This window comes from Streptomyces sp. AA1529, from assembly GCF_000280905.1.
In the GTDB taxonomy this organism is placed as follows: Bacteria; Actinomycetota; Actinomycetes; order Streptomycetales; family Streptomycetaceae; genus Streptomyces.
The window spans coordinates 102,268-124,409 of record NZ_ALAP01000052.1 but is presented as its reverse complement, the minus strand read 5'-3'; the positions used below and the strand labels follow the sequence as shown (position 1 = coordinate 124,409).

The following is a 22,142-nucleotide window of genomic DNA, read 5'->3' as shown; positions in this document are numbered from 1 at the left end:
CCGGGCCGGTCTCGTACGTGACTGTCGGGATCGTCGGATCGCCAGAGAGTGACGGGACAGCCGAGATAAGGGGCTCGATATGAGTGCGTCGTCGCCGCACGGCTTCACTGTTGTCCGGGGCCGCGGGTACCGGTCCGAACAGGTCGACGGCCGCGTGACCGAGCTGAACGCGGAACGCGAGGCCGCCTGGCACCGCACCGCGCAGCTCACCCAGCTCGCCCAGGAGCTGGCCGAGGAGGCGGAGCGGCTCCGCGGTGTCGCCGCCGCACTGCCCCCGCAGACCTTCGAGGCCCTGGGCGCCCGCGCCCAGGGCATCCTCGCCACCACCGAGTCGGAGGCGGCCGATCTCAGGGCGGCGGCCGACAGCGCGGCGCAGCAGCTGACCGAGCGCGCCGAGGAGGAGGCCCGCTCGGTGCGGGACACCGCCCGCGAGGCGGCGGCGCGCCGCCGCGCGGACGCCGAGGCCGCCGCGGCCAGAACGCTGGACGCCGCCCAGGACCGGGCCGACGAGCTGCGCTCCGAGGCCCGGACACAGGCGGAGAAGATCGGCCAGGACGCGTCCGAGGCGCTGCAGGAGATGTCCCGCAGGTGCGCGGCGCTCCTCACGGAGCAGGAGAAGGAGCACGCGGCCCGGGCGGATGCCTTCGACCGGGAGCTGGCCGAGAAGGAGGCCGAGTTCCAGGCGTGGGCGGCCGATCTGGAGGAGCGCGGGGAGCGGGCGCTCGCCGACGCCGGGCGGGAGCATGCCGAGGCCGAGGAGGCGGCGCGGCACCGGCAGGAGGACGCGGAGGCGCGGGGTGCCGAGCTGGTCGCCGAGGCGCGGGTGCGGGCGGAGGGCATCGAGCGGGAGACCGAGCGGGTGCTGCGGGAGCACGCCGAGCGGTCCGAGGAGCTGCGGGAGCACATGGCGCACGTCCGTTCCTCGCTCGCGACGCTGACCGGCCGGGCCCCGGACGACCCCGCGCTTCCGGCGCAGCAGTCGGCCCCGTCCGCCGACTGAGCCGCGCCCCGGTGGGGCGGGGAGCCGGGCGTTCCGGCTTCCTGCCGCACGGGCGGGTGCCCGGGGGCGGCGGTGTGCGGCAGCGGTGCGACGGCGCGGGGGTGTCACCGGTGCGGCGTACGCTGGGAGTGTCCCGGTTCGCTTGCGAGCCGGGATCTTCGCCGTGCGCGCCCCGTGGAAGGGCCGCGTACGAGGACCCCGCGCCCCCGGACGGAAAGCCGAAAGCGAACCCCTCATGAGCCTGCACGGTCTGCTCGACGCCGTCACCAAGGACCCCGCGCTGGAGGAGGCTGTCGCTGCCGCCGCCGACGGCAACCGGCACCACGTCGACCTCGTCGGTCCGGCGGCGGCCCGCCCCTTCGCCGTCGCGGCGCTGGCCCGGTCCGCCGGGCGGCCGGTGCTGGCGGTCACGGCGACCGGCCGGGAGGCGGAGGATCTGGGGGCCGCGTTGCGCTCCCTCCTCCCGGAGGAGGGTGTGGTCGAGTACCCCTCCTGGGAGACGCTGCCGCACGAGCGGCTCAGCCCGCGGTCGGACACGGTGGGGCGGCGCCTCGCGGTGCTGCGCCGGCTGGCGCACCCGGAGCCGGACGATCCGGCCACCGGGCCGGTCTCGGTCGTCGTCGCGCCGATCCGCTCGGTGCTGCAACCCCAGGTCAAGGGGTTGGGCGAGCTGGTGCCCGTGGCGCTGAAGCAGGGGCAGAGCGCCGATCTGGACGAGGTCGTGGACGCGCTGTCGGCCGCCGCGTACGCGCGCGTGGAGCTGGTGGAGAAGCGCGGCGACTTCGCGGTCCGCGGCGGCATCCTGGACGTCTTCCCGCCCACCGAGGAGCACCCGCTCCGGGTGGAGTTCTGGGGCGACGAGGTGGAGGAGGTCCGCTACTTCAAGGTGGCCGACCAGCGCTCGCTGGAGATCGCGGAGCACGGGCTGTGGGCTCCGCCGTGCCGTGAGCTGCTGCTGACCCCCGAGGTGCGGCGGCGGGCGGCCGAGCTGGCCGAGGACCATCCGGAGCTGCACGAGCTCCTCGGCAGGATCGCCGAGGGGATCGCGGTGGACGGCATGGAGTCGCTGGCGCCGGTGCTGGTGGACGAGATGGAGCTGCTGCTGGACGTGCTGCCCGCGGGCAGCATGACGGTGGTGTGCGATCCGGAGCGGGTGCGCACCCGGGCCGCCGACCTGGTGGCGACCAGCCAGGAGTTCCTGCAGGCGTCCTGGGCGGCCACCGCCGGTGCCGGGGACGGGGACGGTGCGCAGGCCCCCATCGACGTCGGGGCCGCCTCGCTGCGCGGGATCGCCGAGGTGCGGGAGCACGCCCGCGAGCTGGGCATGATGTGGTGGACGGTCAGCCAGTTCGCCGCGGACACCGAGCTGACCGGCGCGGACGAGGACGACGGCGACGTGCTCCAGCTCGGCATGCACGCGCCGGAGACCTACCGCGGGGACACCGCCCGGGCGCTCGCCGACACCAAGGACTGGCTGTCGCGGGGGTGGCAGTGCGTGTACGTCACCGAGGCGCACGGCCCGGCGGCCCGCACCGTGGAGGTGTTGGGCGCGGAGGGCGTCCCGGCGCGGCAGGCGGGAGCGGAGCCGGTGCCCGCCCCGTCGGTGGTGACCGTGGCGTGCGGGTCGCTCGACAACGGCTTCGTCGCCCCGGGGCTGAAGCTGGCGGTGCTGACCGAGACGGATCTGTCCGGGCAGAAGGCCGCGGGCAAGGACGGCGCCCGGATGCCGGCCCGCCGCCGCAAGCAGATCGACCCGCTGACGCTGCAGCCGGGCGACTTCATCGTGCACGAGCAGCACGGGGTGGGCCGCTACATCGAGATGGTGCAGCGCACGGTGCAGGGCGCCACCCGCGAATATCTGCTGGTGGAGTACGCGCCCGCCAAGCGCGGCCAGCCCGGCGACCGGCTGTTCGTGCCGACCGACCAGCTGGAGCAGATCACCAAGTACGTCGGCGGCGAGCAGCCCACCCTGCACCGGCTGGGCGGCGCCGACTGGACGAAGACCAAGGCGCGGGCCAAGAAGGCCGTCAAGGAGATCGCCGCCGATCTGATCAAGCTCTACAGCGCGCGGATGGCGGCGCCGGGGCACGCGTTCGGCGCGGACTCGCCCTGGCAGCGGGAGCTGGAGGACGCGTTCCCGTACGCGGAGACGCCGGATCAGCTCACCACCATCGGCGAGGTCAAGGAGGACATGGAGAAGTCGGTCCCGATGGACCGGCTGATCTGCGGCGACGTCGGGTACGGCAAGACGGAGATCGCCGTGCGGGCCGCGTTCAAGGCGGTGCAGGACGGCAAGCAGGTGGCCGTCCTGGTGCCGACGACGCTGCTGGTGCAGCAGCATTTCTCCACGTTCTCCGAACGCTACGGCCAGTTCCCGGTCAACGTGCGCGCGCTCTCCCGGTTCCAGACCGACACCGAGGCGCGGGCCACGCTGGACGGGCTGCGGGACGGCACCGTCGACGTCGTCATCGGCACCCACCGGCTCTTCTCCTCGGAGACGAAGTTCAAGGAGCTGGGCCTGGTCATCGTCGACGAGGAGCAGCGGTTCGGTGTGGAGCACAAGGAGCAGCTGAAGAAGCTGCGGGCCAACGTGGACGTGCTGACGATGTCCGCGACGCCGATCCCGCGCACCCTGGAGATGGCGGTCACCGGCATCCGCGAGATGTCCACCATCACCACGCCGCCGGAGGAGCGGCATCCGGTGCTCACCTTCGTCGGCCCGTTCGAGGAGAAGCAGATCGGTGCGGCGATCCGCCGTGAGCTGCTGCGCGAGGGGCAGGTCTTCTACATCCACAACCGGGTCGAGTCCATCGACCGGGCCGCGGCCCGGCTGCGGCAGATCGTCCCGGAGGCCCGGATCGCCACCGCGCACGGTCAGATGACCGAACAGGCGCTGGAACAGGTGGTCGTCGACTTCTGGGAGAAGAAGTTCGACGTGCTCGTCTCCACCACCATCGTGGAGAACGGCATCGACATCTCCAACGCCAACACCCTCATCGTCGAACGCGGCGACACCTTCGGCCTCAGCCAGCTGCACCAGTTGCGCGGCCGGGTGGGCCGCGGGCGGGACCGCGGCTACTCCTACTTCCTCTACCCGCCGGAGAAGCCGCTGACGGAGACCGCCCACGAGCGGCTGGCCACCATCGCCCAGCACACCGAGATGGGTGCGGGCATGTACGTGGCGATGAAGGACCTGGAGATCCGCGGCGCGGGCAATCTGCTCGGCGGTGAGCAGTCCGGGCACATCGCGGGGGTCGGCTTCGACCTGTACGTGCGGATGGTCGGCGAGGCGGTCGCCGACTACCGCGCGGCGCTGGAGTCCGGGGAGGCGGGCCCGGTGGAGGAGGCGCCGCTGGAGGTCAAGATCGAGCTGCCGGTCGACGCGCACGTCCCGCACGACTACGCGCCGGGGGAGCGGCTGCGGTTGCAGGCGTACCGCGCGATCGCGTCGGCGAACACCGAGGAGGACATCGCCGCCGTCCGCGAGGAGCTGACCGACCGCTACGGGCCGCTGCCCGAGCCGGTGGAGAACCTGCTGCTCGTCGCCGGGCTGCGGATGCTGGCCCGGTCGGCGGGCGTCACCGACATCACCCTCCAGGGCGACAAGGTGCGGTTCGGCCCGGTCGAACTGCGGGAGTCGCAGGAGCTGCGGCTCAAGCGGGTCTACCCGGGCTCGGTCATCAAGCAGGCCACCCGGCAGGTGCTGGTGCCGCGCCCCAAGCCCGGCACCATCGGCGCCAAGCCCCTCGCGGGCCGGGATCTGCTGGCCTGGGCGGGCGAGTTCCTCGCCACCGTGCCGGCCTCCTGACGGTCCGGGGACGCCTGGCCCGGGCCCCGGGCCCCGGCCCGTCATTCAGGTCTCCCGGGGACCAGGCCCCGGGGGTCTGGTCTCCCGGTCCTGACCGGGGCCCCGTAGGGCCGGGCGCCGCTCGCCCGGTGCGGCGTCCGACCCGTGCGGCTGCGCGGCCGGGGTCCCGCGGGGGCGGCGTCAGCGGACCGACACCACCGCGGGCGGGGCGCCCTGGTCGAGTTCCTTGTCGATCTCGTCGGCGGCGTCGCCGAACGCGGTGACGACGGTGATCAGCCCCCAGATGCCGAGCGCGAACGCCGCGAGCGAGAGCAGCACTCCGGCCAGCGCCGTCTTCCCGTTGTCCGCCAGGCCCTTCTTGGCGCGGGAGCGGCCGACCAGGCCCAGCACGAGGCCGATCAGGCCGAGGGTGCCGGAGAGCCAGAAGAGGATGGGCACCAGTCCGGAGAGGGCTCCGACCAGGCCGAGGATGAGTGCGGCGAGCCCGAGGCCGTTGCGGGGCGCGGTGGTGGGCGGGGCGGGGTGGCCGGAGGCGTGGTGTGCGTGCGACATGGGTGTCCCCCCTGGGAGCGGTGGTGTCGGATGGGTCGGTGGGGTGCGGCGCGGCGGGTGCCGGTGCGCGGTCAGAGCGAGAGGCTCCACTGCGCGGGCTCGGTCTCGAAGTCGTTCACGCTGACCTCGATGTCGAGCGTCTTGGCGGCGGGTGCCGCGTCGAAGCCGTAGGTGGCGGTGGCGCGCTTGCCGGGCAGCAGTTGCCCGGTGAAGCCGTTGCCGACGGTCTCGCCGTCGAAGATCCCCGCGGTCGTCTCGCCGTCCTCGCCCTCGCGGGCGCCGACCGTGACCAGCGCGGTGTCGATCTTGGCGTCGCCGGTGTTCTCCAGCGTCACGCGCACCTTGTACGCGTGCTTTCCGGACTTGTGGCCCGCCGCGTACGCGGAGGGTGTGAACCGTGCGGGTGCCGCGACGGTCACTTCGAGGCCCTTGTCGCGGTAGACGGCGGATTCGCCCGCGGCGCGCGAACCGGACTCGCCGCCGGAGCCGCCCGAGGTGCCGGCCTGCTTGTCCGTCCCTTTCCCGTGCTTGCTCTTCCCGGTGGCCTTGGCGGCACGGGACTTGCCGGTGGTGGGTTCCTCCAGGGAGCAGGCACCGAGGGCGCCGAGCGCGAGCACCGTCGTGGCGGTGACGGCGGCGGTGAACAGCGGGTGCCTGCGGGGCAGTGCGCGTGCGGGCATGACGCGACCTCCGGTCGAGAAGTGTGAGCGGACCGGTTCGCCGTGCTGTGAACCGGTGGACTAATCAGAGCATCGCTTGTGAACCGAGTCAACATGGAGTTCTCTACTCGCGAAAATTCACGCCGTGAACGGAGAGGGCTGCCGGTTCGATGGGTATGCTCGTGCGGACCGCCACGGCCCGCGGCGGCATGTGAACGGGGCGGCCGAACAGTGAACGGGAGGAATCCGGTGTCGGACGGCGCGGAAGTGACAGCAGCGGCCATCGCCCGGCTCGCCGGCGTCGGCAGAGCCGCGGTCAGCAACTGGCGGCGGCGCTACACCGACTTCCCCCGCCCCGTCGGCGGCACCGAGGCCAGCCCGGCCTTCGCCCTCGCCGACGTCGAGAGCTGGCTCCGCGACCACGGCAAACTCGCCGAAGCCCCGCTGCGGGAGCAGGTGCGCCGCCGGCTGGAGAGCGCCCCGGAGGGACACGGCCCGGCCCTGGTACGCGCCGGTGAGCACTTGGCGGGACTCCGCGAGCTGCTGAACACCGACCCCGTCGCCGAGGCGCGCGGCGCACTCGACCGGATGATGCGCGAAACCGGCCCCGCCGTCGCGTTCGAACAGCTCCTCGCCGACTACTTCGAAGCCAACCCCCGCCAGTACAGCCTCACCCCGGAGCCGACGGCCGCGCTCATGGCCCGTCTCGCCGGGCCGGGCGAGCCGGTGCTCGACCCGGCGTGCGGCTCCGCCGAGCTGCTGGCCGCCGCCGCTTCGGGTGCGGCGGACGCCTCGGGCGGCCCCGGCGGGTCCCCCGGCCCGGTCGCGCTGTACGGCCAGGAGACCGATCCGCTGCTCGCCCGGCTGGCCGCCCTCCGCCTCACCCTGCGGACGGCCGCCGCCGGCCGCTGTGCCGTCGATGTCCGCACCGAGGACGCGCTGCGCACCGAACCCCCCGCCGACGCGCCGCTGGTGGCCGCCGTGCTGTGCCACCCGCCGTACAACGAGCGCAACTGGGGCCACGACGAACTCGCCTACGACCCCCGCTGGGCCTACGGGCTGCCCGCCCGCACCGAATCCGAACTGGCCTGGGTGCAGCACGCACTGGCCCGGCTGCGCCCCGGGGGGACGGCGGTGCTGCTGCTGCCGCCCGCGGTCGCCGCCCGCCGCACGGGCCGCCGGGTGCGCGCCGCGCTGCTGCGCAAGGGTGCGCTGCGCGCGCTCCTCGCCCTGCCGCCGGGCGCCGCCGCACCGCACAGCCTGCCCCTCCACCTGTGGGTGCTGCGCAAGCCGGACGGTGCCGCGGACGCCGCTTCCCGGCTGCTGCTGATGGACGCCGCGGGGGGCCGCACGGAGGGTGCGGAGCCGCCGTCCTGGGAGCGCACGGCCGCCGACGTGCTGGCGGCGTGGCGGGCGCACGACGCCGGGGAGAGCGTCCCCGAACAGCCCGGGGTGTGCGCCACCCTGCCGGTGATCGACCTGCTGGACGAGGAGGTCGACCTCAGTCCGGCCCGCCATCTGCTGCCGAGCGGCACCGGTACGGACGCCGCGGCGCTCGCCTCCGTCCGCGCGGAGCTGGAAAACACCCTGCGCCGGACCCTCGAACTCACCGCCGCCGACGATCCGGCCCCGTCGGACCGGCGGCCCGCGGCACCCGGCTCCGCCGCGCTGCCCGAGGCCACCGTCGGCGAACTCGCCCGCACCGGTGCGCTGGAGGTCCACCTGGCGACGGCCGACCCCGTCACCACGGCGCCGGGCGACATCGTCATCCCCGTACAGGGGCGGGGCGCCGCCTACGTCGTCGCCGAGGGGGAGGGCGGGGCCCGGCTGGGCAAGCCGCTGTCCCTGCTGCGGCCCGACCCGGCGGCGCTGGACGCCTGGTTCGTCGCCGGGTTCCTGCGCTCGACGGCCAACACCCGGCAGGCCAGCAGCTACGCCTCCAGCTCCTCCCGGATCGACGTGCGCCGGCTCCGGCTGCCCCGGCTGCCCCTGGAGCGGCAGCGGGCGTACGGGGAGCACTTCCGGCAGCTCGCCGAGTTCGAAGCCGCGCTGCGGCGAGTGGGCGAGCTGGGCGAGGAGTTCGTCCAGGGCATGTTCGACGGCCTCGCCGACGGCACGGTGCCACCGGCCTGAACACCGGCGCCCTGAACACCTGCCGGAAAATTTGCCTGAACGCCGGCCGGCAGGCCCGCCCGCGGGCCGGACCGCGGTGCGCAGCCGCCTCGGCCCCGGCGCGAACGGGAGCTGCCGGCCGGGGGAGTTGACAACGATTCCGCCTACCTGGGCCGCCGCGTATCCGGGAGTCCGTACCGGTGTATACGCTCACCTCCTGCCTTGTCCGCCGCTGTCCCACGCAGGAGGAAAGATGTACGGCCCGGCCGCGTCCCAGCCACCGCAGCCGCCGCGGCAGCCCCAGCCCGGTGCGGCGCGTCCCGGGGGCACGCGTGCCCTCCTGGTGCGGATCGCCTTCGCGTCGTTCCCGCTCTGGTCGCTGGGGCTGCTGGCCTGGGTGCCGTCGCTGCGGTTCGCGATCCTGCGGCGGCGGCCGCTGGACTGGGCGGTGTTCGCGGGGGCCTGCGTGCTGACGGCGGTCTACATCCTGCTGCTCTTCGTGGTGCCGGAGACGAAGCCCGGCGAGGAGGGCAACGCGCAGCTCGGCGCCGGGGTGTACATCGTGCTGCTGATCGGCGGTGCCGTCGTGCACGCCCTACTCGCCGACCGCGGGCCGCGTACGCCCCGGTTCGCGCCCGCGCCGACCCTGTACGCGCCGGCGGCGGGGCCGTACGCCGCCCCGGCGCAACCGGCCGCACCTGCCGCCCCGTACGGCGGCGCCGCACCGTACGCCCCCACCGTGTCCGCGCCCCCGAACCCCCACCAGGCCCCGAACTCGCAGCAGGAGCCGCACCAGAACGTGTACCCGGGGTCCGTGCCGCCCGCCTCTCCGCGGATGCGGCAGGTCGCCTCCGAGCTCGACGAACTCGGCGAGCTGCTCCGCCGCAACCAGTCCGGAGCCGGTGCCGGCGGCTCCGGTGCCGGCAGCCCCGGAGCCGAGCACCGGCCCGGGAGCCGGGATCCCCGGCAGCAGTCCGGCCCCTGGGACCGGGCGTGAGGCCCGGGCGGCTGATCGCGGGCCGGTACGAGCTGTCCGAACCGCTCGGCAAGGGCGGCATGGGCCAGGTGTGGGGCGCGCGCGACACCGGGCTCGGCGGCCGCTCCGTCGCGGTCAAGCTGGCGCACTCCGAGCGAATGGCCTCCCTCGTGCGCAGCGCCGACCCGGAGGAGCTGCGGCGCCGCTTCGCGCGCGAGTGCCGGGTGACCGCGCAGCTCGACCATCCGGGGCTGGTGACCGTCTACGACGCGGGGCAAGACGGCGAGGAGCTGTACCTGGTGATGCAGCGGCTGGACGGCAGCGACCTGGCCGACCACCTGGCCGAGCACGAGCCGTACCCGTGGCAGTGGGCCGTCGCGGTCGCCGCGCAGCTGTGCTCCGCGCTCGCGGCCGTGCACGCCGTGGGCATCGTGCACCGCGACCTGAAGCCCGGCAACGTGATGGTCCGACCGGACGGCCGGGTCGTCATCCTCGACCTGGGCATCGCCTCGGTCGGCGCCCCCGACGTCACCCGGCTGACCCGCACCGGCGCGCTGGTGGGCACCCCCGTCTACATGGCGCCCGAGCAGGCCACCGGCGGGTCGGCCGTCGGCCCGGCGGCCGACCTGTACGCGCTGGGCGTGGTGCTGTACGAACTCCTCGCCCGCCGCACCCCGTTCGAGGCGCCCGAGGCCGCCGGTCTGCTCTACAAGAAGCTGCACGAGGAGCCGGACGCGCTGGAGCTGCTGTGCCCGGACGTCCCCGCGCCGCTGCCCGGCCTCGTCAGCCGGCTGCTCGACCGCGACCCCGCCCGGCGGCCCGCCGACGCGCACGAGGTGCACGCGGCCCTCGCCCCGCTGCTGCCCCGTCCCGGGGAGCGTGCTCCCGGGCCGCCGCTCGATCCCACCCGCCCGTTCCTGGCTCCGGCGGCGCCCTGGCCGCCGCGCCGGCCGGCGGGCCGGGGGCCCGGCCCCGAGGGGGATCTGAACGCGGTGCTGGAGGACATCCGGCGGCTGCTGGGCGCGGGCCGCTACGCGGAGGTCGCCGCGCTGCTGGGCCGCGCCCTTCCGGCGGCGGTCACCACCTACGGCGAGAGCTCGCCCATCGTGCGCACCCTGCGCAAGCAGTACGCCACCGTCCTGGTGGACACCGGGCGGTACGCGCAGGCGCTGCCCGAGCTCTCCGCCCTGCTGCGCGACCTGATCGGCGAACGCGGCATGCACGACCCCGCGGTGGCCCAGCTGCTGCAGGACGAGGCGCACTGCCGCCACCGACTGGCGTCCCCGGCGGGCCGCACCCCGTACTGATCATCCGTCTGCCGCCGGGGTGCCGCGGGCCGTCCCGGGAGCGCCCTCCGGGACCGCCGCCGGGGACCGCCGGCCGCGGAGGCGTTCCGCCGGCGGCGGCTCAGCGCTCCTCCTCCCACTCCAGCTCCCGCTCCTCCTCCTGCTCGCGTTCGCGGGCGCGCTCCCGGCTGCGGAACTGGCGGATGCGGCGCAGTACGGGGTTCTTCTCGCGCTGTTCGCGGGACTGCCGGTCCAGCTCCTCCCACAGGCGCTGGGAGCGCTTCTCCACGTCCAGCTCGTCCAGCAGGCGGTCGGCCTCGGCGAGCAGGGCGCCGTGCAGCTGCCACTGGCGGGGGTGCTCGCGCACCTTGTCCAGGAGCTGGAAAGCGATGACGTCCCGGCTGGCGCGACTGGCCTCCAGCTCCCGTACCAGCCGGTCCTCGGCCTCCTCCGCGCTGGCGCTGACCGGGGTGGTGATCAGCAGCGCGAACGCCTCGACCGCGCCCGCCATGTGCACGTAGAGCTCCTGCATGCCCTCGGCGGTCTCCTCGCTGAACAGCGGCTCGTCCAGGCGCTTCTTCGCCAGGTCGGTCACCGTCCGCGCGGTGGTCCGCAGCACGACCGCGCAGATCTCCAGGGCGTCCAGGCCGGTGCGCAGCACGACGCGGGAGAGCAGGCCCTCCCGCACCCGCGGATTGAGGCGCAGGCTGTCCTCGGCGCGCCGCAGTTCGACGTCGACCTCCACGATGTCGTGGTCGAGCCGGCGGGCCTGGTGCAGCCGGTCGGCGGCCTGGCTGACCGGGGTGAAGCCGCGCACGTCCTCGCCGAGGCCCACCAGCAGCCGGTTCATCCGGCCGGAGAGGTCCAGGACCGCGTCCCCGGCGGGCTGCACCCATACCGGTGGGACGAACAGCACGTTGAATGCCAGTCCGACGATCGCACCGATCAGCGTCTCCAGGATCCGGTCCCAGGCCATGGCTGCGACCTGACTCTGAGTCACTCCCAGCACCAGCATGGCGCTGATCGCCGTCTCCGGGACGAACTCGCCCGCCTTCACGAACCGGCCGACGATCAGCGCGGCGAGGATCACCACGCCCAGGCTCCACCAGGTCAGACCGACCAGTGCGCTGAAACCGCTGGAGATGAGCACTCCGGCGACCACGGCGTTGACGCGGCGCACGCCGGTCCGCAGGGTCGTGTAGAGCGTCACCTGGGTGACCAGCAGCGCGGTGAGCGGCGCGGTCAGGGGCGCGGCTTCGCTGCTGAGCTGCAGAGCGACGGCGTAACTCATCACGGCGGCGACGGTCGAGCGGGCCGTCTGGGCGACGACGGGCTCACGGTGCCGCCGCACCAGATTGAGCAGGGGATCGGTGACTGCTTGACGCACCCTGCGTCCCTCCCCGCTTTCCCGCCGGTTGCCACAGGGACAGCTCCGTCGGGGTGACGCACCGGTCTATGCTCGCCCGATGACTGCCGCGACAACTCCGCCCCGCCCCGCCTCCGCCTCCGTGCCGCGCTCCGGGTCGCGTTCCGTGCGGCGTCCCGTGCGGCGGGGCGCCGCCGCCGTCCTCGCCACCACCGCCGCCACCGCGCTGCTGGCCGGATGCGACGGACTGCCGCAGCAGGAGGACGGCGGCACCGGAGGCGGCGGCTCGGACGCCTCCGCGACCCCGACCGGCACCCCGGCCTCCGGCGGTGCGGGCGAGCAGACCAGCCCGCTGAAGAACCCGGAGGGGACCGAACCGGGACTGGCCGCGCTCACCTCGGACACCGACAAGGTCCGGGCCAGGCGGCTGATCAACCAGGTGCGCACCAAGGGCCGCGGCCCGCGCACGGGCTACGAGCGGGAGGAGTTCGGCCGCGCCTGGCTGGACACCGCCGAGGGCATACCGCTGGCCCGCAACGGCTGCGACACCCGCAACGACGTGCTCAAGCGTGACGGCCGCAAGGTCACCTTCCGCTCCGGCTCGGACTGCGTGGTCGTCTCGATGACCCTCGCCGACCCCTACACCGGCAAGGACATCGCCTGGCAGAAGGCGAAGGCCACCGAGGTCCAGATAGACCATGTGGTGCCGCTGTCGTACGCCTGGCAGATGGGGGCCGCGCAGTGGGACGAGGAGAAGCGCAAGCGGCTGGCCAACGACGTGCTGAACCTGCTGCCCGTCTCGGGTTCCCCCAACGCCTCGAAGGGCGACTCCGGGCCCGCCTCCTGGCTGCCCCCGAACAAGCGGATCCGCTGCTCGTACGCGGTGCGGTTCACACAGGTGGCCCTGGAGTACGACCTGCCCGTCACGGCTCCCGACAAGCGGATGATGCTCCAGCAGTGCGAGGGCTGAGTGCGCCCGGGCGCTGAGAACCCGTCACCCGCGGCTCGTCCCGCGGTGGAGCCGGCGCCCCTGTGGGAGGGGCTGGAAGCCGTCGACTGGGCGGGCCTGCGGCACAACTACGGCTCCGCCGAGGACGTGCCCGGTCTGCTGCGCCGCTGCGCGGGTCCGGACCCCGAGGACGCGGAGGAGGCCGCGTTCGAACTGCACAACCTCCTCTACCACCAGGGGGGCTGGATCTGCTCCGCCGCCCCGGCCGCGTTGCCGTTCCTGCTGCGCCTCGCCTCCGCCTCCCGGGTGCGGTGCCGGCTCACCGTGCTGGACCTGGTGGCGATGCTGGCCGGCGAGGAGAGTCAGGTCGCCGAGAGGTTCCTGGCTCCCGGCTGGGCACCGACCTGGGAACGCCTGCTGCCCGACGTCCTCGCGCTGCTGGCCGATCCCGACCCGGAGGTGCGGCGAGCCGCGACGGCCGCCGTCGGCTTCTGCGCCAGTCCCGGTGCCCTGCTGCTGCCCGCGCTGCTGCGCTGCTGGCAGGCGGAGAGCGACCTCGTGAACCGGCTCGACCTGGTCCTCGCACTCGGCCCGGCGGTCGCCCGGGAGCCGGTCGGTGACCGGGCCGAGGAGGTCGACACCCTCCTCCGGGCGCTGCTCGACGCCCCGGAGCCCCAGCTCCGCCTCGCGGCCGTGCACGCGCTCGCGCCCGCCGCGCCGGGCCTGGCGGCGAGCCGGCTGGACACCGTGCTGGACGCCGTCCGCGCCCCGAGCGTGGAGCTGTGGCGGCGCAGCAGCACGATGGAGACCGGGGTGCAGGGAGTCCAGCAGTGGACCGCCGGTCTGTTCGCCGGCGCGTCTCCCGCCTTCGCACTGGGTCTGCTGGCCGATCATCCCGACGCGGAGCAGCGGGCCGGCGGTCTGGCGCAGGCGGGCGGGCTGCTGGCGCGTTGGCGGTCGCCGGGGGAGGCCCTGCTGCCGGCCGTCGCGGCCCGGCTGGAGGATCCGGACACCGAAGTGCGCTACCGGGCAGCCGGGTTGCTGGCCTGCCTCGGCCCGTCGGCCGCCACCCATGCCGACGCGGTCGCCGCGCTGCTCGGCGACACCGCCGCCCGGCGGACCCGGACGGGGGAGACGGTGGCTCAGGCAGCCCTGTGGGCGCTGGCCCGGATGAACGATCCGCGCTGTGTTCCGGGGCTGGCCGCGTACGTGGCCGGCCACCGGTCCGGCTTCGCACTGTCCTGCTACAGCAGCGTCCGCTCGGGACACGACACCGGCCTCCCGGACCTCGCCGAGGTGCTGAGCGCGCTCCCGGACCACGCGGAGCTGCTGCTGCCCGGCATCTGCGACCGGCTCGCCGGCACCACGGACCCCGGCGCGCTCAAGCAGCTGTGCGACGTGCTCGCCGCCTGGGGGCCCGCCGCGAAAGCGGCCGTACCCCGCCTGCTCGAGCTGCTGGCCGACGATTGCGGTTGGACCGCGGCGGCGACAGCCCTGGCCGGAATCGGCCCGGCGGGCAACGCGGGCCGGCAACTGCTGCTGGCCCGGTCGGCCGCGGCCACCGGGACGGACGCGGAACTCGCCGCCTGGGCGTACTGGCGGGTCGGCGGGGACCCCGGCCCCGCACTCGAGGTGCTGGGACCCGCCGCCACCGAGGGCCGCTTCCCCCACCCCGCCCTGCGCAAGCTGGCCGATCTCGGCCCGCACGCCGCTCCCTTCGCGGACCGCCTCCGGATGGTGGCCGGTCCCCCCGGCGACTGGACCGACGTCGAGGCCGCGCACGCCCTGTGGGCGGCGACCGGCGACACCGAGCACACCGTCCCGGTCCTCCTGGAGGCGGTGCGGGGCCTGGCCGAGGGCGACTACCAGCCCGTCATGCTCTCCGCGGTGCGTCATCTGGCCCGGATCGGTCCCGCCGCCCGGCCCGCCGCCGACCTCCTGCGCCACCTGCCGGCCTGCGACCGGCGCCTCCACCACTTCAGCGGCCGGCGCGCCTTCACCGAGGACGAGGCCATCCGCGCGGCCCTCGACGAGCTGCTCACCGCGGTGGAGTGAGCCTCCTCGGCCGGGCCGCGAACGGCGGCGTCCCGGCCGGGTCCGTACGGCGCAGGTCCGGCGCACGGCTCGTACCGCTGCCGGTATCGGTGTCGCACTGCTGTACGGGCAGCTACCCAACTGCTCCCGAATCGTTGGTCGATTTGACGTCGAACCGGTGGTCATGGACCCGTTCGACTCCCTACCATCGATCATCGCCAGGTCGTGCGAGGACGCGCGACCCTCGCCGCCGCCGGGAGGCCCCATGGAAAGCCGTCACCGCAGGTCCGCGCTCACCCTCTCCGCCGCAGCGGCGCTCGTCGCCGCGGCCCCGCTGCTCACCGCGTGCGGCGACGACGCGCACCCGGGCGCGGCGGCCCTGGTGAAGGGCGACCGGATCAGCATGGGGCAGCTCCAGTCCCGGGTGGGGGCCGTGCGGGACGCGCAGCGGGCCACGCCGCAGGGCGAACAGATGATCAAGCAGAGCGGCAAGCTGACCCGGGCCACCCTCGACGGCATGATCCGGGAGCGGATCGTCGCGCAGGCCGCCCGCGACGCGAAGGTGGGCGTCAGCCGCCGCGAGGTCCAGCGGGTCCGCGGGCAGCTGGAGGTGCAGGCGGGCGGCAGCAAGCAGCTCGAGGCCGTGCTGCTGCGCCAGCAGAGCGTCGCGCCGGACGAGATCGACGACCGCATCCGCATGCAGCTCCTCGTCGAGAAGATCGCCAAGGCCAAGGGCATCGACCCGACCTCGCCGGATGGGAACCAGCGGCTCACCAAGGAGCTGTCGGCGACGTCCAAGAGCATGAACATCGACGTGAACCCGCGCTACGGCAGGTGGGACACCGACCGCTCCACCCTCACCGGCGCGAAGACCCCGTGGCTGCGGGACCTGAGCGGCGAGGCGGCGCAGCGCCCGCAGCAGATGTGACGCTGTTCCGCTGTGACGCTGTTCCGCTGTGACGGGTGCGCGGCGACGAGACGACGAGGCGACGCCGTCGCGGGACCGGAGGCCGGGCCGGACGCCGTCCGGGTTACGTTCGTAGGGTGAACGAGATCCCCGAGACCGGTCGTGTCGTCCTGCTCACCACCACCCACCGGGTGGCGCCCGGACTGCTCTCCTGGCCCGCCTGGGAGGCCCTGCGCGGCGCCGACCGGGTGCTGTGCGCCGACCCGGCGCACCCGCAGCTCCCCTATGTGCGGGACGCCGGGGTCAAGGCCGAGGCGGGCGTCGAACCGGACGCACGGGAGCTGGTCGCCGACTGCGCACAGGGCGGCGGCCGGTCGGTCGTCGTACTGGCCACCGCCGAGGGGGAGCCCGCGCTCACCGACGGCCTCGCCCGGCTGGCCGGCTCCGGCCGGCAGGCCATGCCCGATCTGGAGCTGCTGCCCGGCTCCTACGATCTGCCCGGCGCCCGGCTGCTGGACGCCGTCCAGGTGATGGACCGGATCCGGCGCGACTGCCCGTGGAGCGCGCTGCGCACCCACGAGGACCTGCTCAAGTACGGCGTCGAGGAGATCTACGAGCTGATCGACGCCATCGAACGCGGCGACCGCGCCGAGCTGCGCGAGGAACTCGGCGACGTCCTGCTCCAGGTCGTCTTCCACGCCCGTATCGCCCAGGACGACCCCGAAGAACCGTTCGGCATCGACGACGTGGCCGCCACCCTGGTGGAGAAGCTGGTGCACCGCCACCCGCACGTCTTCGGCGACGACGTCGCCGAGACCGCGGCGGAGGTCGAGGCGCACTGGCAGCGCCGCAAGGCCCTGGAGAAGGCCGAGCGGACCTCGGTCACCGAGGGCGTCCCCTTCGGCCAGCCCGCCCTCTCGCTCGCCGCCAAGCTCGCGGGCCGCGCCCGCACGGCCGGACTGCCCGCCCCCGGGGACGGCGCCGGTGCCGACGTGGGCTACGCCCTGCTGGCGCTGGCCGCGGAGGCCGAACGGGAGGGCGTCGACCCCGAGGCCGCACTGCGCGCCGCCGCTCGCGAATACCGCGACCTGATCCGGCAGGCTGAGCAGCACCCCGCCGGCTGACCCCGGCCCGGTCCGGCCCGGCCCCACCACGGGTGGTCGCCGGGCCGGGGCGAGGGGCCACGCCGCTACGGCACCCGCACCGGTACCGGGTTGTCCGGGTGGTCGAGCCACACCCGTTGACCGCGCGGGGCGACCGTCAGCCCGTACCGTGCGAACCCGGGCTCGCCGTGCTCGCGCCACCAGGACAGGACGGCCTCGGCCTCGGCCCACAGGCGGCGCGGTCCGTACTCGGCGACCTCGAACTCGCCGCGACCGGGCTCGAAATCGGCTGTCGCCCAGGACGTGCGACCCATGTCGAGGAGCCACAGCCGATACGCGCCGCCTGTGCCCCACTCGACGCGACAGAACAGGTCGGGCACCTGCACGCCCAGCGTGAACATGTGGTGCCAGGCGCCCATGTCGTCCGGCGAGAGCGCTGTCGTGCGCCGCTGCGCCGCACCCGGCCAGTCCTCCGCGCCGGGGAACAGCCGGGTCGGCGGGAACCGGTCGCGCTGGTCCCGCAGCCGCATGAACGCCGAGGAACCGACGAACGGCCCCGTCGCGATCCCGCCCTCGCCGACCGTCAGCCGCGCGACCGCCTGCCCGCCGTAGGGCGGGCCCCACGGGACGACGAGCACGGCACCCGCGGCGGCCTGCTCGATCCATGCGTACGGCACCCGGGAGACCCCGCAGGTGGCGATGATCCGGTCGTACGGCGCTCCGGCGGCATGGCCCCGCGCGCCGTTGCCGACGACCGACACCGGTACGGGCCCCGCCGCCGCGAGGCGGCGCCGCGCTCCCTCGGCGACGGCCGGATCGACCTCGACCGTCACCACGTTGCCCGGCCCGAGCCGGTGGGCGAGCAGGGCCGCGTTCCAGCCGGTTCCCGTGCCGATCTCCAGCACCCGGTTCCCCTCCGCCACGCCGAGGGCGGCGAGCATCGAGAACACCATCGTCGGCATGGAACTGGACGAGGTCGGAGCCCGGCCCCTGGCCGTGCCCGGCTGCGTGCCGTCGTCCCATTGGGTGGTGAGCGGAATGTCGCTGTGCACCTTCTCCCACCACAGCGCCGGGTCCGTCCGACGGTCGATCACCTCGCCCTGCCGGTTGCCGCCCGCCGTGCCCGGCCACAGCCGGTCGGGGACGAACGCGGCCCGCGGCACGGCCCGGTAGGCGGGCAGCCAGTCCGGCGTCAGGGCCCCCTTGTCCACCAGCACGGAGGCCAACCCGTCCGGTCCGGCCTCCCGGGTGCCGGATTCCGCCTCGGTCACTCGCCGTCCGCCGGGCCCTGGCCGTCCGAGGTGTTGCCGCCCTCGTCCGAACCGCCGCCTCCGTGCTTGTTGCCGGAGTCGCTGTCATCCTGCGGGTTGCCACCATCGGCCCGCGTCAGCCACGGAACTGCGTCCACTGGGTACCTCCTGATCGGTGTTCCTCGTGCGGTGCTTCGGGATTCCGCCCCGGCCGGATGGGGAGCCACCGGACCCGGCCGGGGCGGAGTCCGTGCGGGCGCCGCCGGTGCGGAGGCGCCCGATGCGCAGCGGGACACCGGGCACGCACAGCGCCCGCCGCGAGGGCCGGTGCGGGGCGGTCCGCTGCTCCGGCGGCGGACCGCCCGCCCGCAGCCGAGCGCGTTCGGCCTCGACCCAGTGGAGCTGTTCGACCCGGAAGACGCACCAGTGACAGGCACGGAAGGGGACGGTGACACCGCGCGCCTCCATCGTCCCCAGGCACGCCACCGGCAGGTTCGTACGCTCGCAGCGGTGGCAGGACCCGCGGCGGAAGTCGAACCGGGCCCACAGCTCCAGCGGCCTCACGCCCATGCGGCACCCCGCGCCCGGCGCGGCGTCAGCACGGAGTGTGCGGACGGGCCCGGTCGGCGCCCATGACGTGCAGGAAGCCGCCCGCCTTCTCGACGCTCCGCGCCACCTCGTCGTACTCCTGCGCGATGGTCGAGATCATCGAGCGCCACGGTGTGAGCACCGCACCGGCCTTCTGCTCCTCGACCAGTTCCACGGCGCGGGCCAGCCCCTCGCGCCCCTCCGGGGGGAGCAGCCCGACGCGGTCCTCGACCACGTCCACGATCTGCCAGCCGAACGACCCGGCGTACGCGAGGCACTCCTCGCGCGGCCCCGCGATGTCGGAGTTCGCCGCCGCGCACAGGTAGACCACCACCCGGAAGCGGTCGACCTTCGCCACGCGGGCGGGCACGGGGCCCTCGCCCGGTACGTGACCGGCCGCGTGATCCGCGAGAGCGTGCCGCCGCCGCCTCTCACCCTCGGTGCGCCGGGCCGGAGTCGGCCTCTTCCTGAGTCCCTGCTCGCTGCTGACCATGCATCAATCGTGTCGCCTCGATCACCCAGGGTGAAGAGATCCGACGTAGGACCAGCGCAACGAGTGTCCGGCCGACTCCTACGCCGCGTCGGCGTCACGCGACGAGGGGGACCCCGATCGCCTCGCCGATGCTGCGGACCCGCGCCGTCGACACCTTCGCGATCCGCCGGCCGATGACCCCCGGCAGCGCCTGGTGCCGCACCCACTCCGGCGCGTCGAGACCGACCTCGACGAGAGTGTCGCCCGCCTGGTCGTACAGCCCGGCCGAGCACTGCGCGAGCGCGACGTCGAGCTTGTAGCGGTTGCGGGCGACCTTCGACATGGTCGACGGAAGCCGTCGCATGTCCGGCTGATCGGCGAGCTTGAGCGCACGCCCGTAGTTCTTCAACGCCACGTGGATCCCGATGGCTTCCGTCTTCGCCGCCGTCGGCCCGAATGCGGTGCCGAACAGCTTCACGTCCTTGCCCAACCGAGCCGCCGCGGCATGCGCCTGCGAAATGTAGTCGTCGGCCTTGGTCTCGTCCTCACGCCTCGACGCCGCCACGGCCGCCGAGATCATCAGACGTCCGTACGCGAGAAGTTCGGGTTTTGCCGACCGGCTGAACGACGGTTCGATCGCGAGCGCGGCACGCTCAGCAACGGCTTCTGCACGCGGCAGCTTCGCGCCGCGCAAGTGAATCCACGACAGCGTGGATTCGAGCAGCGCTCCCATCACCGGATCGTCTGCCTGCTTGGCGAGCAGCTTCGCGGAGGTGAGCGCGGAGAGGGCGAGGTCGCGATGCCCGAAACCGTTCGCCGTTGAGGCCGCGACGCGGTACGTGCTGGCGAGGATCGCCGCGAGACGGGTGCGCTCCTCGCCAGCCGCCGCGGCGTATCGAACTTGCCCTTCCATGAGCACCTGCGAGGCGAGCGTGGCCACGCGCGGAGTGTCGCTGTTCCAGTAGGCCGACCACGCGAGGTCGCGCGCCCTGCCGAGTTCTTCGACGCTGCTGGGCGCCTCGACGCCGTCCCACTCACCGAGGGCACTCTCGTGCACTGCGTCGGAGAGCTGCCGCAAAGCGGCACGGCTCCCTCGGTCCATGCCACGGCGTGGAGCCTGCTGGCCCAGGAGCACTCCCACGTCCGTGCGGAGCGCAGCGGCGAGTTTGAGCAGCGAGCCCACCGACAACTCTCCTCGGTCCTGCTCGGCCTTCTGGATCAGTGCATACGAAACGCCGGCCGCTTCGGCCAGGCCATGCTGTGTCAGGTCGGAGCCCCGCAGGGCCTTGATGCGCTTGCCGGTCGTCAGATCAGCCCAGTTGCTCACGTGTGCACCTCAGCGGTTTCGGGCCTGGTGGCTGTCGCTTCCGATGGTAGAGCCGGCCGGGTGACCGTCTCCGGCGAACGACGAGGCCGACCGGGCTCGCCGCAACCTGCCCTGCTCCACCGGGACTCGTGCCCGCTGCGGACCGGCCGACACCGACCGGCCGACACCGCCCGCACACGGCGGCGCTCCCGGCGGAAGTCCGCCGGGAGCGCCGATCGGGCCGTCGTCTCCGGTCAGGGGCGCCCCGCGGCGCAGCTGTGCGCGATGCCGTCCAGGATGTCGTGCTCGCTCACCACGACCTCCTGGGCGCCGATCCGCTCCATCAGCGTCAGCAGGACGAGCGCCCCGGCGCTGATCACGTCGACCCGGCCCGGGTGCATGACGGGGATGGCGGCGCGTTCGTCGTGGGTGGCGGACAGCAGCCGGGCCGTGAGTTCGCGGACCTGCGCCAGCGGGAGGCGGGAGTGGTGGATGCGGGCCGAGTCGTAGGCGTCCAGCTCCAGCGCGATGCCGCCGAGCGTGGTGACGGTGCCCGCGAGCCCCACCAGGGTGTGCGGCCGGTCCAGCGGCACCGTCCGCGCCACCTTGTCCAGCGCCGCGTGCACATCGGCGCGGATCGCGGCGATCTGTTCGGCGGTCGGGATCTCGGTGCGGGCGCCGCCGGGTGCCAGATGGCGCTCGGTCAGCCGGACACAGCCCACGTCGACGCTGCGGGCCGCCTCGACATGCTCGGTGCCCAGCACGAACTCCGTGGAGCCGCCGCCGATGTCCACCACCAGGTACGGCGGCGGGAAGGTGCCGGGTGCCAGCCCCTCGGTGGCGCCGGTGAAGGAGAGGTCGGCCTCCTGGTCGCCGGTGATCACCTCCGGCTCGACGCCGAGGATGTCCAGCACGCCGCGGACGAACTCGTCCCGGTTCTCCGCGTCGCGGGACGCGGAGGTGGCCACGAAGCGGGTCCGCTCGGGCGGTACGCCGAACTCGGTGAGGACCTCGGCGTAGCGGCGGCAGGCGGCGAAGGTCCGCTCCAGTGCCTCGGGTGCCAGCCGTCCGGTGCGGTCCACACCCTGCCCCAGCCGGACGATCTCCATCCGGCGGTCCAGTTCGGTGAGGCCGCCCGGGGTGCCGTCGGCGGACACCGCCACGTCGGCCACCAGCAGGCGGATGGAGTTGGTGCCGCAGTCGACGGCTGCCACACGGTTCGTCGTCACGGCCGGGCCTCCTCGGGTTCCGCCGTCTCCTCGGGGACCGTCACACACGGCCCCTTGCGCCACCACTCGGGCAGCATCGCCAGCGCCTCGTCGCCGAGCGGGTTGACGCCGGGGCCCGCGACCAGCGAGTGCGCCACCAGCACGTGCAGGCACTTGACCCGGTCGGGCATCCCGCCCGCGCTGGGGAAGCCGACCAGCTCCTCGATGGCGTCGCGGCGGGCCAGATAGTCCTCGTGCGCGGCGCGGTAGGCGTCGGCCAGCTCCGCGTCCTCGGCCAGCCGCGCCGTCATCTCCTTCATCACGCCGTTCGCCTCCAGCGTCCCGATGGCGGAGGCGGCGCGCGGGCACGTCAGGTAGTACGTGGTGGGGAACGGCGTGCCGTCCTCCAGCCGGGGTGCGGTCTCCACCACGTCGGGCAGCCCGCAGGGGCAGCGGTGGGCGATGGTGCGCAGCCCGCGCGGCGGGCGGCCGAGCTGCTCCTTGAAGGCGGCGATGTCCGCGTCCGTGGGCGCGGTCGGCTCGGTGCGGGGCGGTGGAGTGTCCAT

18 protein-coding genes are annotated in these 22,142 nt (G+C 74.3%); 9 read left to right on the top strand and 9 right to left on the bottom strand.

The features are described from left to right. The first annotated feature begins 154 nt into the window (after positions 1–154). Positions 155–1,000: a cellulose-binding protein gene (locus A949_RS0115710; RefSeq protein ID WP_337463340.1), complete on the top strand. Its 846-nt coding sequence runs from the start codon at positions 155–157 to the stop codon at positions 998–1,000. 235 nt (positions 1,001–1,235) lie between these two features. Next, positions 1,236–4,808, top strand: coding sequence for a transcription-repair coupling factor (gene mfd / locus A949_RS0115705; protein WP_019356973.1), 3,573 nt, complete (start codon positions 1,236–1,238; stop codon positions 4,806–4,808). A gap of 180 nt (positions 4,809–4,988) precedes the next feature. Here the strand turns inward: mfd and A949_RS0115700 are convergent, their stop codons facing one another. Both A949_RS0115700 and A949_RS0115695 read right to left on the bottom strand, forming a co-directional pair. Beyond that, entirely contained in the window at positions 4,989–5,360 is a 372-nt protein-coding gene (locus tag A949_RS0115700; RefSeq protein WP_019356972.1) for a hypothetical protein, read from the bottom strand. A gap of 71 nt (positions 5,361–5,431) precedes the next feature. Continuing rightward, positions 5,432–6,040, bottom strand: coding sequence for a hypothetical protein (locus A949_RS0115695; RefSeq protein ID WP_019356971.1), 609 nt, complete (start codon positions 6,038–6,040; stop codon positions 5,432–5,434). Between the two features lie 246 nt (positions 6,041–6,286). Here A949_RS0115695 and A949_RS0115690 point away from each other — a divergent pair, with 246 nt between their 5' ends. The 3 genes from A949_RS0115690 (at position 6,287) to A949_RS0115680 (ending at position 10,414) form a co-directional block, all read left to right on the top strand. After that, positions 6,287–8,152, top strand: a complete 1,866-nt coding sequence (locus A949_RS0115690) for an N-6 DNA methylase (RefSeq protein WP_237735834.1) — start codon at positions 6,287–6,289, stop codon at positions 8,150–8,152. 232 nt (positions 8,153–8,384) lie between these two features. Continuing rightward, positions 8,385–9,128 carry a hypothetical protein gene (locus A949_RS0115685; protein WP_019356969.1) on the top strand — a complete coding sequence of 248 codons (744 nt, stop codon included), beginning with the start codon at positions 8,385–8,387 and terminating at the stop codon, positions 9,126–9,128. Then, positions 9,125–10,414, top strand: coding sequence for a serine/threonine-protein kinase (locus A949_RS0115680; RefSeq protein ID WP_019356968.1), 1,290 nt, complete (start codon positions 9,125–9,127; stop codon positions 10,412–10,414). Before A949_RS0115685 ends, A949_RS0115680 begins: the two co-directional genes overlap by 4 nt. 100 nt (positions 10,415–10,514) lie before the next feature. Here the strand turns inward: A949_RS0115680 and A949_RS33580 are convergent, their stop codons facing one another. Next, on the bottom strand, positions 10,515–11,780 hold the full coding sequence (locus A949_RS33580; RefSeq protein ID WP_019356967.1) for an FUSC family protein: 1,266 nt from the start codon (positions 11,778–11,780) through the stop codon (positions 10,515–10,517). Between the two features lie 145 nt (positions 11,781–11,925). Here A949_RS33580 and A949_RS0115670 point away from each other — a divergent pair, with 145 nt between their 5' ends. The 4 genes from A949_RS0115670 to A949_RS0115655 all read left to right on the top strand — a co-directional run bounded on the left by A949_RS0115670 (position 11,926) and on the right by A949_RS0115655 (position 16,773). Beyond that, positions 11,926–12,729, top strand: coding sequence for an HNH endonuclease family protein (locus A949_RS0115670; RefSeq protein WP_019356966.1), 804 nt, complete (start codon positions 11,926–11,928; stop codon positions 12,727–12,729). 45 nt (positions 12,730–12,774) lie between these two features. Further along, positions 12,775–14,763, top strand: a complete 1,989-nt coding sequence (locus A949_RS0115665) for a HEAT repeat domain-containing protein (protein WP_019356965.1) — start codon at positions 12,775–12,777, stop codon at positions 14,761–14,763. Between the two features lie 244 nt (positions 14,764–15,007). Further along, the gene (locus tag A949_RS0115660) at positions 15,008–15,670 is read left to right on the top strand and encodes a SurA N-terminal domain-containing protein (protein WP_019356964.1); all 663 of its coding nucleotides are present in this window, start codon (positions 15,008–15,010) and stop codon (positions 15,668–15,670) included. Positions 15,671–15,786: 116 nt separating this feature from the next. Continuing rightward, the gene (locus A949_RS0115655; RefSeq protein WP_019356963.1) at positions 15,787–16,773 is read left to right on the top strand and encodes a nucleoside triphosphate pyrophosphohydrolase; all 987 of its coding nucleotides are present in this window, start codon (positions 15,787–15,789) and stop codon (positions 16,771–16,773) included. 65 nt (positions 16,774–16,838) lie between these two features. On the opposite strand, the gene A949_RS0115650 is transcribed toward A949_RS0115655, so the two are convergent. The 6 genes from A949_RS0115650 to A949_RS0115625 all read right to left on the bottom strand — a co-directional run bounded on the left by A949_RS0115650 (position 16,839) and on the right by A949_RS0115625 (position 22,142). Beyond that, positions 16,839–18,023, bottom strand: coding sequence for a methyltransferase domain-containing protein (locus tag A949_RS0115650; RefSeq protein WP_019356962.1), 1,185 nt, complete (start codon positions 18,021–18,023; stop codon positions 16,839–16,841). Continuing rightward, positions 18,020–18,160: a hypothetical protein gene (locus A949_RS38105; RefSeq protein ID WP_019356961.1), complete on the bottom strand. Its 141-nt coding sequence runs from the start codon at positions 18,158–18,160 to the stop codon at positions 18,020–18,022. The genes A949_RS0115650 and A949_RS38105 overlap by 4 nt, the downstream gene beginning before the upstream one ends. A 437-nt stretch (positions 18,161–18,597) precedes the next feature. Then, the gene (locus A949_RS0115640; protein ID WP_019356960.1) at positions 18,598–19,083 is read right to left on the bottom strand and encodes a hypothetical protein; all 486 of its coding nucleotides are present in this window, start codon (positions 19,081–19,083) and stop codon (positions 18,598–18,600) included. Between the two features lie 94 nt (positions 19,084–19,177). After that, positions 19,178–20,389, bottom strand: a complete 1,212-nt coding sequence (locus tag A949_RS0115635; RefSeq protein WP_019356959.1) for a helix-turn-helix domain-containing protein — start codon at positions 20,387–20,389, stop codon at positions 19,178–19,180. Positions 20,390–20,622: 233 nt separating this feature from the next. Continuing rightward, on the bottom strand, positions 20,623–21,597 hold the full coding sequence (locus A949_RS0115630; RefSeq protein WP_019356958.1) for a Ppx/GppA phosphatase family protein: 975 nt from the start codon (positions 21,595–21,597) through the stop codon (positions 20,623–20,625). Continuing rightward, positions 21,594–22,142, bottom strand: coding sequence for a DUF501 domain-containing protein (locus tag A949_RS0115625; protein ID WP_019356957.1), 549 nt, complete (start codon positions 22,140–22,142; stop codon positions 21,594–21,596). The genes A949_RS0115630 and A949_RS0115625 overlap by 4 nt, the downstream gene beginning before the upstream one ends.

What these genes read in the sequence shown, in the direction of transcription:
- A949_RS0115700 (WP_019356972.1), bottom strand. Translation starts at nt 5,360, where the DNA reads ATGTCGCACGCACACCACGCCTCCGGCCACCCCGCCCCGCCCACCACC.
- A949_RS0115625 (WP_019356957.1), bottom strand. Translation starts at nt 22,142, where the DNA reads ATGGACACTCCACCGCCCCGCACCGAGCCGACCGCGCCCACGGACGCG.
- A949_RS0115685 (WP_019356969.1), top strand. Translation starts at nt 8,385, where the DNA reads ATGTACGGCCCGGCCGCGTCCCAGCCACCGCAGCCGCCGCGGCAGCCC.
- A949_RS0115695 (WP_019356971.1), bottom strand. Translation starts at nt 6,040, where the DNA reads ATGCCCGCACGCGCACTGCCCCGCAGGCACCCGCTGTTCACCGCCGCC.
- A949_RS0115640 (WP_019356960.1), bottom strand. Translation starts at nt 19,083, where the DNA reads ATGGTCAGCAGCGAGCAGGGACTCAGGAAGAGGCCGACTCCGGCCCGG.
- mfd (WP_019356973.1), top strand. Translation starts at nt 1,236, where the DNA reads ATGAGCCTGCACGGTCTGCTCGACGCCGTCACCAAGGACCCCGCGCTG.
- A949_RS0115660 (WP_019356964.1), top strand. Translation starts at nt 15,008, where the DNA reads ATGGAAAGCCGTCACCGCAGGTCCGCGCTCACCCTCTCCGCCGCAGCG.